This is a genomic window from Kineococcus glutinatus (assembly GCF_039542765.1).
In the GTDB taxonomy this organism is placed as follows: Bacteria; Actinomycetota; Actinomycetes; order Actinomycetales; family Kineococcaceae; genus Kineococcus_A; species Kineococcus_A glutinatus.
The window spans coordinates 1-12,736 of the sequence record NZ_BAABIL010000097.1 but is presented as its reverse complement, the minus strand read 5'-3'; the positions used below and the strand labels follow the sequence as shown (position 1 = coordinate 12,736).

General features: G+C 76.9%; 13 protein-coding genes and 1 pseudogene. 5 read left to right on the top strand and 9 right to left on the bottom strand.

Translation table 11 applies throughout. The features are described from left to right. The 4 genes from ABEB16_RS04460 to ABEB16_RS04445 form a co-directional block, all read left to right on the top strand. Positions 1–752, top strand: a 752-nt coding sequence (locus ABEB16_RS04460; protein WP_345711062.1) for an isochorismate synthase, incomplete at its 5' end; no start/stop codon positions are given. After that, on the top strand, positions 742–2,466 hold the full coding sequence (locus ABEB16_RS04455; RefSeq protein ID WP_345711061.1) for a (2,3-dihydroxybenzoyl)adenylate synthase: 1,725 nt from the start codon (positions 742–744) through the stop codon (positions 2,464–2,466). The genes ABEB16_RS04460 and ABEB16_RS04455, both read left to right, overlap by 11 nt. A 53-nt stretch (positions 2,467–2,519) precedes the next feature. Then, positions 2,520–3,167 carry an isochorismatase family protein gene (locus ABEB16_RS04450; RefSeq protein ID WP_345711060.1) on the top strand — a complete coding sequence of 216 codons (648 nt, stop codon included), beginning with the start codon at positions 2,520–2,522 and terminating at the stop codon, positions 3,165–3,167. 20 nt (positions 3,168–3,187) lie between these two features. Beyond that, positions 3,188–4,543, top strand: a complete 1,356-nt coding sequence (locus tag ABEB16_RS04445; RefSeq protein WP_425560107.1) for a lysine N(6)-hydroxylase/L-ornithine N(5)-oxygenase family protein — start codon at positions 3,188–3,190, stop codon at positions 4,541–4,543. Positions 4,544–4,567: 24 nt separating this feature from the next. Here ABEB16_RS04445 and ABEB16_RS22770 read toward each other — a convergent pair whose 3' ends face one another. From ABEB16_RS22770 to ABEB16_RS04430, 3 genes and pseudogenes are all read right to left on the bottom strand, one after another. After that, complete coding sequence (locus ABEB16_RS22770; RefSeq protein WP_425560106.1) at positions 4,568–5,053, bottom strand: GGDEF domain-containing protein; 486 nt, start codon at positions 5,051–5,053, stop codon at positions 4,568–4,570. 24 nt (positions 5,054–5,077) lie between these two features. After that, positions 5,078–5,887 (bottom strand): annotated as a pseudogene (locus ABEB16_RS22765) (PAS domain-containing protein); the annotation flags it as partial. Between the two features lie 47 nt (positions 5,888–5,934). After that, a complete protein-coding gene (locus tag ABEB16_RS04430; RefSeq protein ID WP_345711058.1) occupies positions 5,935–6,912 on the bottom strand; it encodes a Gfo/Idh/MocA family protein in 978 nt (325 codons plus the stop codon). A gap of 215 nt (positions 6,913–7,127) precedes the next feature. Between ABEB16_RS04430 and ABEB16_RS04425 the strand changes: the two genes are divergently transcribed. Continuing rightward, positions 7,128–7,568 (top strand): ATP-binding protein, encoded by a 441-nt coding sequence (locus tag ABEB16_RS04425; RefSeq protein ID WP_345711057.1) that lies wholly within the window; start codon positions 7,128–7,130, stop codon positions 7,566–7,568. A gap of 63 nt (positions 7,569–7,631) precedes the next feature. Here the strand turns inward: ABEB16_RS04425 and ABEB16_RS04420 are convergent, their stop codons facing one another. The 6 genes from ABEB16_RS04420 to ABEB16_RS04395 form a co-directional block, all read right to left on the bottom strand. Beyond that, on the bottom strand, positions 7,632–9,743 hold the full coding sequence (locus ABEB16_RS04420; RefSeq protein ID WP_345711063.1) for a SpoIIE family protein phosphatase: 2,112 nt from the start codon (positions 9,741–9,743) through the stop codon (positions 7,632–7,634). 64 nt (positions 9,744–9,807) lie between these two features. Continuing rightward, the gene (locus ABEB16_RS04415; protein WP_345711056.1) at positions 9,808–10,515 is read right to left on the bottom strand and encodes a DAK2 domain-containing protein; all 708 of its coding nucleotides are present in this window, start codon (positions 10,513–10,515) and stop codon (positions 9,808–9,810) included. A 5-nt stretch (positions 10,516–10,520) separates the two neighbouring features. After that, the gene (locus tag ABEB16_RS04410) at positions 10,521–11,567 is read right to left on the bottom strand and encodes a dihydroxyacetone kinase subunit DhaK (RefSeq protein ID WP_345711055.1); all 1,047 of its coding nucleotides are present in this window, start codon (positions 11,565–11,567) and stop codon (positions 10,521–10,523) included. Between the two features lie 100 nt (positions 11,568–11,667). After that, the gene (locus ABEB16_RS04405) at positions 11,668–11,886 is read right to left on the bottom strand and encodes a hypothetical protein (RefSeq protein WP_345711054.1); all 219 of its coding nucleotides are present in this window, start codon (positions 11,884–11,886) and stop codon (positions 11,668–11,670) included. A 3-nt stretch (positions 11,887–11,889) separates the two neighbouring features. Further along, positions 11,890–12,423: a hypothetical protein gene (locus ABEB16_RS04400; protein WP_345711053.1), complete on the bottom strand. Its 534-nt coding sequence runs from the start codon at positions 12,421–12,423 to the stop codon at positions 11,890–11,892. A gap of 44 nt (positions 12,424–12,467) precedes the next feature. Then, positions 12,468–12,736, bottom strand: a 269-nt coding sequence (locus ABEB16_RS04395) for a DUF2200 domain-containing protein (RefSeq protein ID WP_345711052.1), incomplete at its 5' end; no start/stop codon positions are given.

The window sequence follows — 12,736 nt, the reverse complement described above, 5'->3', positions numbered from 1 at the left end:
ACAAGGTCGTCCTCGCCCGCGCCCTCGACCTGCACCTCGACGCCCCCCTCGACGCCGGGGCGCTGCTGCGGGCCCTCGCGGCGGGCGACCCCACCGGTTACCTCTTCGGCGCGCCGCTGCCCGGCGACGCCGTCCTGCTCGGCGCCAGCCCGGAACTCGTGCTGCGCCGCAGCGGCGCGCAGGTGGTGTCCAACCCCCTCGCCGGTTCCACCCGGCGCAGCCCGGACCCGGTGGAGGACCGCCGCCGCGCCGCGGCGCTGCTGACGTCGGAGAAGGACCGCCACGAGCACGCCCTCGTCGCCGACGCGGTGGCCGCGGCGCTGCGCCCGTTCTGCCGCTCCCTGACCGTCCCGGCCGAACCGTCCGTCGTGGGCACCGGCACGATGTGGCACCTGTCCACCCGCATCGGCGGCCACCTCGACGACCCCGCGACGTCCTCCCTGGAACTGGCCACCGCCCTGCACCCCACCCCCGCCGTGGCGGGCTGGCCGGTGCCCGAGTCGCTGCGCGAGATCGGGGAGGTCGAGGGTTTCGACCGGGAGTTCTACGCCGGCCTGGTCGGCTGGTGCGACGCCTCCGGCGACGGGGAGTGGGCGCTGGCGCTGCGCTGCGCCCGGCTGCGGGGGAGTTCCGCGCGCATCTACGCCGGCGCCGGTGTCGTCGCCGGTTCCCGGCCCGCCGCGGAACTGGCGGAGACGTCGGCCAAGCTGCGCACGCTGCTGCGGGCGCTGGGGGTGGAACATGACCTCTGAGACCGCGGTCCCCACGACGACCGGGACCACCACCAGGACCGGCGACTGGCCCGGCTGGCCGGTGGAGTTCGCCGAGCGCTACCGCGCCGCGGGCCACTGGAGCGGGGAGACGTTCGGGGGGCTGCTGCGCGAGCGGGCCCGCCGGTTCGCCGGGCGCACCGCCGTCGTCTGCGGGGAGCGGCGCTGGACGTACGCCGACCTCGACGCCCGGGTGGACCGCCTCGCCGCCGGCCTCGCCGGGCGCGGCGTCGGCCGCGGTGACCGCGTCGTCGTGCAGCTGCCGAACGTCGCGGAGTTCCTGCAGGTTCTCTTCGCGCTGTTCCGCCTCGGCGCGGTGCCGGTGCTCGCGCTGCCCGCGCACCGGCGCGTCGAGATCGGCCGCTTCCTCGAGCAGTCCGGGGCCGTGGCGTACGTGGTGCCCGGCGTCCACGGGGGTTTCGACCACCGCGAGCTGGCCCGCGAGCTCCTGCCGCAGCACCCCGACCTGCGGCTCGTCGTGGTCGTCGGCGCGGACGTGCCGGGGGGGTTCGGCGCGGACGCGCCCGGGGCGGGGGGGTTCGCCGCGCTGGCGGACCTGGAGACCGATCCGCTGCCCGGCCCCGACCCCGACGTCGACCCCGGGGACCTGGCGCTGCTGCAGCTGTCCGGCGGCAGCACCGGGGTCCCCAAGCTCATCCCGCGCACCACCGACGACTACCTCTACAGCGTCCGCGCCGGCGCCGGGGTGTGCGCGCTGGACCCGGCGACGGTCTACCTCGCGGTGCTGCCGGTGGCGCACAACTTCCCCCTCAGCTCCCCCGGCGTCCTGGGGGTCCTGCACGCCGGCGGCACCGTCGTGATGTGCCCGCACCCCGCCCCCGACGTGGCGCTGCCCCTCGTGGCGCGCGAGCGCGTCACGCTGGCCGCCCTCGTCCCGCCGCTGGCGCAGCTGTGGTTGCAGGCCGCCGCGCGCGGCGCGCACGACCTGACCAGCCTGCGGCTGCTGCAGGTCGGCGGGGCGCGGCTGGCCGACGAGGTCGCCCGCCGGGTCGGATCCGTGCTGGGCTGCGAGCTGCAGCAGGTGTTCGGGATGGCCGAGGGGATGGTGGCCTACACCCGCCTCGACGACCCCGAGGAGGTCCGCACCAGCACGCAGGGCCGCCCGGTCAGCCCCGACGACGAGGTGCGGCTCGTCGACGACGACGACGTCGACGTCCCCGAGGGGGCGACCGGGCACCTGCTCGTGCGCGGCCCCTACACGATCCGCGGCTACTACCGCGCCGCGGAGCACGACCGCACCGCGTTCACCGCCGACGGCTACTACCGCACCGGTGACCTCGTGCGCCGCCGCGCCGACGGCAACCTCGTCGTGGAGGGCCGCGCCAAGGACCAGGTGAACCGCGGCGGGGAGAAGATCCCCGTCGACGAGGTGGAGGCCGTCCTGCTCGCCCACCCCGCGGTCCTCGACGTGGCGGTCGTCGGCCTCCCCGACCCCCACCTCGGCGAGCGCACCTGCGCGGTCGTCGTGCCCGTCGCGGGAGCGGCCCCCACCCCCGCGCAGCTGCGCGGCCACGTCCGCGCCCACGGCCTGGCCGCCTACAAGGTGCCCGACCGGGTGGAGGTGGTGCCCGCCTTCCCGCACACGGCCGTCGGCAAGGTCAGCCGGCGCCGGTTGCGCACCCTGCTGGCCGAGCAGCTCGGCGAGAAGCCCGCCGCGGTGGGCCCCGCGACCTGACGCGCGCCACCGAGACCCCGCCCGCGCAAACCCGCCCGCGAGAGGAACCCGCCATGGGCCTGCCACGCATCCCCTCCTACGACCTGCCCACCGCCGCCGACCTGCCCGCCGCCCGGGTCGGCTGGCAGCCCGACCCGGCCCGGGCGGTGCTGCTCGTCCACGACCTGCAGAACCACTTCCTCGACGCCTTCGACCGCGGCCGCGCCCCCGTGCCCCAGCTGCTGGGCACCGTCGCCCGCATCGCCGCGCAGTGCCGCGCCCTCGGCGTCCCCGTCGTCTACACCGCGCAGCCGGGTGGGCAGACACCCGAGCAGCGCGGTCTGCTGCAGGACTTCTGGGGCGACGGCGTGCCCCCCGGCGGGCGGGCCACCGCCATCGCCGACGAGGTCGCCCCCGCGGACGGCGACGTCCTGCTGACGAAGTGGCGCTACAGCGCGTTCCAGCGCACCGGCCTGCGCGAGCTGCTCGCCGACCTCGGCCGCGACCAGCTCGTCGTCTGCGGGATCTACGCCCACATCGGCTGCCTCATGACCGCCTGCGACGCGTTCATGCAGGACGTCCAGCCGTTCCTCGTCGCCGACGCCGTCGCCGACTTCTCCGCCGACCACCACGCCGAGGCGCTGTGCTGGGCGGCGTCGCGGTGCGCGGTGACCCTCACGGCCGACGCCCTGCTCGGCTCCCTCGCGCGGGTCCCGGCGTGAGCGCCGCGACGGGCACCGCGATGGGCACCGCGACGGACACCGCGACAGGCACCGGCCCGGAGGTCCTCGACGTCGTCGGGGTCGGGTTCGGCCCCGCGAACCTCGCTCTGGCCATCGCGGTGCACGAGGGCGCCGGGACGCCGGACGCGCTGCGCGCGCGGTTCCTGGAGCGCAAACCGGCCTTCGGCTGGCACCGCGGCATGCTGCTGCCCGGGGCGAGCATGCAGGTGTCCTTCCTCAAGGACCTCGCGACGATGCGCAACCCCGCCAGCGGGTTCTCCTTCCTCACCTACCTGCACCAGCGCGGCCGCCTCGTGGACTTCGTCAACGCCAAGACGTTCTTCCCCTCCCGCCTGGAGTTCCACGACTACCTGGAGTGGGCCGCCGCGCAGGTCGACGACCTCGTCCGCTACGACGCCGAGGTCGAGCGGATCGACCCCGTGACCGGTGAGGGCGGGACCGTCGACGCCCTCGACGTCGTCGTCCGCCAGGGCGGGGCCTCGCACGTCCTGCGCACCCGCAACGTCGTGTTCGGCACCGGACTGCGCCCGCGGATGCCCGAGGGCGTCAGCACCGGCGCGCGCGTCTGGCACAGCGCCGAGTTCCTCGACCGCCTCGCCGCGCTGCCCGCCGAACCCCGGGCCGTCGGCGTCCTCGGCGCCGGGCAGAGCGCCGCGGAGGTCGCCGAGCACCTGCACACCCGCTTCCCCGCCGCCGACGTCTACGCCGTGCACTCCCGCTACGGCTACAGCCCCGCCGACAGCACCCCGTTCGCCAACCGCGTCTTCGACCCCGAGGCCGTCGACGTCTTCCACGGCGCCGGCCCCGCCGTGCGCGAGCAGATCGCCGGCTACCACCGGGGCACGAACTACTCCGTCGTCGACGCCGCCCTCATCGAGGAGCTGCACCGGCGCGTGTACGAGGAGAAGGTCACCGGCCGGCGCCGCCTGCACGTCCTGAACACCTCCCGCGTCACCGCCGTGGCGGCCGAACCCGGGCGCGTGCGCGTCAGCGTGGAGAACGTCGCCGACGGCAGCACCCGACGCCTCTCCCTGGACCTGCTGGTCTGCGCCACCGGCTACCACCCGGCCGACCCCTCGCCGCTGCTCGGCGACCTGGTGCGGCGCTGCGCCCGCGACGAGCGCGGCCGGTTGCTCGCCGAGCGCGACTACCGGGTCGGCGCCGACCCCGCCCTGCGCGCCGGGATCTACCTGCTCGGCGGCACCGAGCACACCCACGGCATCTCCGCGTCGCTGCTGTCCAACGCCGCCGTGCGGGCCGGGGAGGTGCACGCCTCGCTGCTGCGCTCGGTGCGGGCGGCAGGAGAGCGGGAGGCGGGGGAGCGCGAACCCCGTCTGGTGGCGGCGGTGGGCTGACCCCCCGCCGCCCGCCCGGGTCGCTCACACCGCCGGCGCCTCGAGCACCACGTCGCGACCGGCCTGCTTGGCCGCGTACAACGCGGCGTCGGCCCGGCCGAGCACGTCCTCCAGGGGTTCCGCCCCGCGGCGCACGGCGAAACCGACGCTGCAGCTGCGCACCGGGCGGACGGCCAGGCGCACCCGCTCCAGCAGGACGCGCGCCTCCTGCGCGGAGCAGCCGGGCAGCGCGAGGGCGAACTCCTCCCCGCCCCAGCGGGCCACGACGTCCTCCGCGCGCACCTCGCGGCGCAGCACCTGGGCGATCCGCACGAGCAGCCGGTCGCCCGCCAGGTGCCCCTCGGAGTCGTTGAGCGCCTTGAAGCGGTCGACGTCCAGGACCGCGACCGTCAGCGGTGTGCCCGCGCGGGCGCAGGCCGCGGCCAGCCCCGGCACGCGTTCCTCCCAGGCCCGGCGGTTCGGCAGCCCCGTCAGGGCGTCGGTGACCGCCGAGGCCGCCAGCTCGGCCACCACCCGCGCGTGCTGCAGCGCGGCGGCCGCCCCGTCCGCCAGCAGCAGCAGGGACCGCTCCCACTCCTCCCGCACCGCCGCCAGGGGCGAGGACCAGCCCACCAGCAGGACGGCGCTCGCCGCTCCCTTCGCGACCAGCGGGCGGCACAGCAGCGAACGCGCGTGCGCCGGGTGCAGCAGCTCCCACTCCGGCCCGGGGCGGGCCGAGGGGTCCGGCACGAACACCGCCCGGCCCGACAGGTAGGCGTCCGCGGCCGGGGAGGCCGGGTCCAGCGGGAGGCGGGCGCCCACCGCGCCGGCAGCGGTCGAGGCGGTGACGCGCAACACCGGGACCCCGGCACCGTCCTCCGGTTCGCACAGGGCCGCGACCGCCGCCCCGGCCACCGAGCGCGCCGAGCCGACGATCTCCCGGCGGGGGTCCTCCCCGGCCTGCACGCGCCGGGCGATCCGGTTGAGCGCGGCGAGGTCGGCCTCGGACCTGCGCAGCGCCTCCTCGGCGGCCTTGCGCGCGGTGATGTCCTGCGGGTGGATCAGGGTCCACTCCTGCCCCTGCGGCCCGGTGGTCATCGTCACCGTCAGCCAGGCCCACACGACCCCGCCGTCGGGGCGCACGTACCGCTTCTCCAGCTGCACCGCGTTCTCGCCGCGCGCCAGGGCGGCCGCCAGCAACGTGCCGATCTCCCGGTTGGTGTGCAGGTCGTCGGGGTGGGTGAACGGCACGGTGGAGGAACCGAGCAGCTCCTGCTCCGGGCGGCCCATCAGCGCGCACAGCGCCGGGTTGACCGCGATGAACACCCCGTCCTCGCACAGGCCGATCGGCACCGGCGAGGCCGTGAAGACCGTGGTGAAGGGGTCCGCCGGTACGGCGCCCCCCTCGCCGGCTACGCGCCCACCTCCACCGCCCGCACCGCCCCCAGCGCGTCGAGGGCGGTGTCCAGCACCGCCATGACCTCCAGGGTGCTGCTCAACGGCACCAGCGGGCTCTCGGTGCGGCCCGCGGCCAGGCACTCGTGGACGTGCTCCAGCATGTGGCTGTGGCCGCGGCCGGCCTCGAACGGCAGCCGCTCGGCCGTCCCGCCGCGGTGCAGCACCAGCTCCGGCACCTCGAAGATCGGCGAGCCCACCTCCACCCAGCCCTCGGTGCCCTCCACCCACGCCCGGCCGGCGGTCTGCGAGGAGATGCTCACCGACAGCGCCGAGACCGCCCCGTGCGCGTGCCCCAGCAGCAGCCCCGCCTGCGCGTCGACGCCCGTGGCGCTCAGCGACCCGACGGCCTGCACGCTGGTGGGCGGCCCCAGCAGCAGGTGCGCCAGCCGCACCGGGTACGGCCCCAGGTCCAGGATCGCGCCGCCGCCCAGGGCCGGGTCCCAGAAGCGGGCGGCGTCGGCGGGGGCGCGGAAGCCGAGGTCGGCGTGCACCGTGCGCACCTCGCCGATGCCGCCGCGCCGCAGCAGCTCCAGCAGCGCCTCGGTGCCGGGCAGGAAGCGCGTCCAGTACGCCTCCATGCAGAACGTGCCGGAGTCGCGGGCCAGCTGCACCAGCTCCCGGGCCCCCGCCAGCGTCGCCGTCAGCGGCTTCTCCACGAGGACGGGTTTGCCCGCCCCCAGCGCGGCGCGGGCCGCGGCCAGGTGCTGCGGGTGCGGGGTGGCGACGTACACGGCGTCGACGTCGTCGTCGGCGACCAGCTCGGCCACGGAGCCGAAGGAGCGCTCGAACCCGTTGGCCGCGGCGAACCCGGCGGCCCGTGCGGCGCTGCGCGACGCCACCGCGAACCGGGTGCCGCCCTCCGCCGCCGCCAGCGCGGCGCCGACCTTCTCGGCGATCCCCCCGGTGCCCACGAAACCCCAGCGAACGCTCACGGTCCCCCCTCCGCCCGGCGGCTCCGGCCGGTGCCGACCCTAGGGCATGGCGTGCGGGTCACCGGGGTCCCGACGGGCCCCCGGGCGGGACCGCCGCGCCGCCGGTCGGGGGACGGGTCCCGGTGCCCACCGGTCCCCGGGTGCCGGGGCAGGTGCCATCGGGCACCCTGGTGCGAGATGGCCCACGAGGTGGCGGAGTGCGAGGAGGTGGTCGCGTGGGCGTGCTGCCGGGTGCCGGTGCCACCGCCGACGTGCACGCCGACGAGCTGCCCCTGCGCCCCGAGCTCGCCTCCGTCTCCCGCGCCCGCCACTGGGCCGCCGCCCGCTGCGAGCAGGCCGCGGGCGACGTCGGCCCCGACCGCCTCGCCGACGTCGTGCGCGTCGTCGAGCTCGTCGTCTCCGAGCTCGTCGCCAACGCCGTCGAGCACGGCGGGCCCCCCGTCAGCATCGGCGTCCGCCGCCACGGCGACGTCCTGCGGGTGCGGGTCGCCGACGGCAACCCCACGCCACCCGTGCCCCGCGAGCAGGGCGCGCACGCCACCTCCGGGCGCGGCGTCGCGCTCGTGGCCCACCTCAGCAGCGGCTGGGGCGTCGAACCCGGCACCGGCGGCAAGGTCGTCTGGTGCGACGTGGCGCTGCACCCGCGGGCCGCCTGACCTCCGCACCGATCCGCGCACCGATCCGAGCGCCGACCGCCGCGGCGCCACCGGGCGCCCGCGTCAGGGACCGCCCACGTGCACGGCGACCACCGCGACGTCGTCGTCGCTGCCGCGGGCCAGCATCCGCGCCAGCAGCGCGTCGCACAGCTCCCCCAGCGGCAGGTGCGCCAGCTCCGCCAGCGCCGCCCGCAGCTCCTCCAGCCGCTCGTCCATCACCGCGTCCCGCCGCTCCACGAGGCCGTCGGTGTACAGCAGCAGCGTCGAACCCGGCAGGATCTCGCCCACCTGGTCCTCCCGCTCGTGCTCCGCGTCCAGCCCCAGGATCAGGCCCGTGCCCGGCAGCGGCCGCACCGTCCCGTCCGGCCCCAGCAGCAGCGGCGGCAGGTGCCCCGCGCGGCACCAGCGCAGCTCACGGCGCCCGTCCGGCCCCGGCGGGCGCACCTGCGCCACCACCGCCGTGGCCAGCGTGTGCACCGCCAGGCCCTGCATCGCCCGGTCCGTGCGGTCCAGGACCTCCGCCGGGCCCGCCTGCCGGTCGTAGGCCAGCGTCCGCACCACCGTGCGCAGGTGCCCCATCGCCGCCGCCGCCGACACGTCGTGCCCCATGACGTCCCCGATGACGACCACCGTGGAGCCGTCCGGCTGCCCGAACGCGTCGTACCAGTCCCCGCCCACCTGCGCCGCCTCCGCCGCCGGCAGGTACCGGGTGACCACCGTGATGTCCTCCGGGCTCGCCGGCGGCGTCAGCAGGCTGCGCTGCAGCGTCTCCGAGCTGCGCCGCTGCTCCGCGTACAGGCGCGCGTTCTCCAGCGCCAGGCCCCCCCGCAGGCCCAGGTCCACCGCCGTCTGCAGGTCGTCCTCGGTGTAGGGGGGCCGGTCCGGCCCGCTCAGCAGGGTGAGCGTGCCCGTCGTGGCGTGGCGCGCCCGCAGCGGCACCACGATCGCGCTGCCCAGCCCCAGGGCGGTGATGGTGGCCGCCATGTCCGGTGACGCCCCCGCGCTCACCAGGGCGTCGCTGATGTCGGGGATCAGGGTCGGGCCCTGCCGCCCCGCCAGCACCCGCAACGTCGTCGAGGAGTCCAGCAACCCCGTGGCGTGCAGCTCCTGGAACCGGCGCACCTGCGGTGCCAGCGCCTCGTCCTCGTGGGTGGTGCTGATCTGCCGGGTGCGCCCCTTGCCGTCCACCACCGCCGCGAACGCCCAGCGCGCCATCTCCGGCACCACCAGGCGCGGCAGCAGCTGCAGCGCCGCCTGCGGGTCCAGCACCTGGCTGAGGGAGTCCGTGATCCGCGCCAGGAACTCCAGCCGCCGCCGCGCCCGCCGCGCCTCCGCCAGCGCCGCGTCCCGCTCGACCTCCGCCCGCACCCGGTGCGTCACGTCCGACTGCACCCCGACGTGGTGGGTGATGGTGCCCTCGGCGTCGCGCACCGGGGAGATCACCACCTCGTTCCAGAACGCCGTGCCGTCGGCGCGGTAGTTGAGGAGGAGCTCGCTCACCGGCTGCCCGGCGTCCAGCGCCTTGCGGATGCGCCCCACCGTCTCCCGGTCGGTGTCCGGGCCCTGCAGGAAGCGGCAGTTGCGGCCCAGGACGTCCGCCGCGGCGAACCCCGTCGCCCGCTCGAACGCCGGGTTCACCCACACCAGCGGGTCGTCGGGCTGGCGGGGGTCGGAGATCGTGAACGCCAGGTCGCTGGCGATGACCGCCCGCGCGTGCAGGTCCTCCGCCCGCGCCTGCGTCCGGCGCACCGCGTCGTGGGCGCGCACCGGCAGGATGACCACCAGCGCCTGCCGGGACAGCGGGGCCGGGGCGCCCGTCAGCGGCAGGCCCACCACCCAGAGCAGCTCGCGGGGGGCGCTGGCGTCGGAGGCGCGGGCGGCCGTGACGACCTCCCCGCGCACCGGCTGCCCCGCCGCCACCCGCGACAGGGGCGCTGCCGTGCCGTCCAGCTCGTCGCCGGCGGAGCTGCGCAGCCCCGCGCTGCGCGACCACTCCTCGATGTCGGCCGGCAGCCCCACACCGGGGGCCAGCTGCTCCGCCAGCACGTTGGCGAACAGCACCGCGCGCTGCTCCAGGTCCACGAGGAGCACGGCGGCCGACTCGTCGTGGACGACCTCGGGGAACGTCTTCCCCGCCGTGGCGGTGACCGCTCCCCCGTCGATGACGCGCTCCATCACCCGACCGAGGATAGGTGCCGCGGCCGGGTCACGGGCACACGTGACGGGTGCACCCGCACCGCTACGCGGCGGTGGCCCCCCGCTCGTAGAACCACGCCACCGCCAGCGCCCCCGGGTCCACCACCCCGCGCGCGGCGTCGCCCACGTAGCTGGCCCGGCCGCGCCGCGCCCGCATCCCCGTCGTCGCGTGCGCCCCCGCGGCGGCCGCGCGGTACGCCGCCGTCAGGGCGGCCGTCACCTCCGCGCCCCCGGCGACGGCGCGCTCCAGGGCCTCCGCGGCCGGCACCATCGCGTCCACGGCCGTCTTGTCCCCGACCGACGCCCCGCCGAGCCGCTGCACCGTGTCCGCACCCGCCCTGCTCGCGCGGGCCAGCACGTCGGCGCCGACCACCGGCAGGCCCCCGGCGGCCTTGGCGAACTCCCGGAAGTACATGCCGAACAGCGGCCCGCTCGAGCCGCCGGTGTCGAGGAAACCCGCCGACACCGCTGCGAACACCGCCCCCACGTCGTCCGGCGCCGCGCCCACCAGCCGGGCGCGCGCCTTGCGCACCGCCGAGCGCAGGTTGCGGCCGAAGTCGCCGTCGCCGCTGACCCGGTCCAGCTCGGTGAGCTCCTCCCAGCGCTCCTCCACCTGCCGGTCGAAGGACTCCCACCAGCCGCGGGCGCGCTGCGCGTCCAGGACGGCACGCCGCCCGGGGGTCGGCACCACCCGCACGTCCTGCCCGCCGGTGCGCTCCTCCTCGCGGACGCCCGCCGCGCGCCCCCCCACCGGCCTCACCACGACAGCGCCGCCGTCCGCGCGGGTGCGTCCCACAGCCGCACCAGGTCGTCGTCCACCTTCACCAGAGTCACGGAGCACCCCGTCATGTCGAGCGCGGTCACGTAGGAGCCCACCAGGGAGCGGGCGGTGGTGATCCCGGCGCCGCCGAGCAGCGCGGTCACCTCGCGGAACACCAGGGACAGCTCCAGCCCCGACGTGGAGCCGAGGCCGTTGACGACCGCGAGGACAGCGTCCCCGCGGCGCAGGCCCAGCGCCTCCACCACCGGGTGGACGAGCTGCGGCACGAGCTCGGCGGCCGTCGCGAACCCCCGCCGGCCCACACCCCGCTCGCCGTGGATGCCGACGCCGTACTCCACCTCCTGCGGGCCCAGGTCGAAGGAGGGGCGGCGCTCGCCCGGGGAGGTGCTCGCCTGCAGCGCCACCGCCAGGGTGCGGGCGGACCCCGCCACCCGCCGGCCCAGCTGCGCCACCTCCACGACGTCCGCGCCCGCCTCGGCCGCGGCACCGCACACCTTCTCCACCACCACGACCGCCGCGGTGCCCCGCCGTCCCGGCCCGTCGGGGTTGCCGGTCAGCTGCGGATCGGTGGCCAGGTCGTCGTCGACGAGCACCTGCTGCACGCGCACGCCCTCGTCGGCGGCGATCTCGGCGGCGATGCGGAAGTTCAGCACGTCGCCGGTGTAGTTCTTCACCACGTGCACCACGCCGGCGCCGGTGTCCACCGCCCGGGTGGCCGCCGCCACCTGCAGCGCCGTGGGGCTGGCGAACACCTGCCCCGGCACCGCCGCGTCCAGCATGCCGGTGCCGACGAACCCCACGTGCAGCGGTTCGTGCCCCGAACCGCCGCCGGAGACCAGGGCCGCCTTCGGGCGCACCGGGGCCTGCGCGCGCACCACGTAGCTGGGGTCCCGGTTCCACCGCACGAGGTGGGGGTGGGCGAGCTCGAAGCCCTCCAGCGCCTCGGCCACGAGGTCGTCGGGGTCGTTGAGGAACTGCCTGCGTCCGGCGACGCGCGGTTCGGCCGTCGTCGAGTCCTGCACCGCGGACCACCTCCTGGTCGTCCTCCCCGGACACCGACGTCCGGGTGCGCCGAGACTCGCACGGAACGTGATCCACCGCCACCGGGGGAGGGCGGGGCGGCTACCCCCGCAGCGCGAGCGCGGCGCGGGCGATGAGCACGAGGTCGTCGTGGGGGGTGAGGTGCACCGACTCCTCGCCGTAGACGGCCACGGCGATCTCCGCGGCCTCCTGCGGGGTGCGCACGCCCTGCGCGTGCAGCCGCCGCCCGAGCTCCACGAGCAGCTCCCTGATCGCGACGGCGTCGAGCTCGACGCGCTGCGGCTCCCCGGCCCCGGTCACGGTTCACACCGCGCGCAGGGCGTCGGCGGTGATCCAGATGCCCAGCTTGCCCAGCTCCGGGGGGGTGCGCTGCACGGTCCGCGCCCGCAGCAGCGGTGGGGCCGCGACGAACCACCACCGCTCCAGGGGGTCGCAGCGCGTCCAGGCGGGAGCCGGCCAGCCCGACAGCCGGCACTGCCGGCGGGTGGCGGCCGCCAGCAGCGCGTCCCAGCGGACGTCCCCGGTGGACGGTGGCGGCAGCAGGGACAGCGCGCGGTCGGCGGGGTGGTCCAGCGACGCCAGGACGGCGAGGTCGTGCGCGAGCAGCCGCAGGGCGAAGGTCTCGTCCCCCCGCGCCAGCTCGGCGGCGATCGCGCCCGCCGTCGTCGAGGCCGTCGGCAGCGCCTCCCGCGCGTAGCGGGAGGCGGGGGTCAGGGCGAGGAGGGCCGCCGCGCGACCGGGGTCCCGGCCCAGCTCCTGCCGGGCGGTCCCGGTGAGCTCCGCGGCCCGGTCCACGCTCATCCCCAGCCGGGCGAGGTGCGCGGCGAACGGGTCCACGGGCGGAGACTACGGCCTGCCCGGTGCTGCGGACGGCCTCCGGCTCAGCTGCCGCCCCGCAGGATCGACGTCATCTTCTTGCCCCTGGCCAGCTCGTCGACCAGCTTGTCCATCCAGCGGATCCGCTGCATCAGCGGGTCCTCGATCTCCTCCACCCGGTGCCCGCAGATCACGCCCGTGATCTCCGGGGCGTGCGGGTTCAGCGCGGGGGCCTCGGCGAAGAAGGTCTCCAGGTCGACCCCGGTCGCGATCACCCGCTCCAGACCGGCGGTGTCGTAGCCGGTGAGCCAGCAGATGACCTCGTCCACCTCCT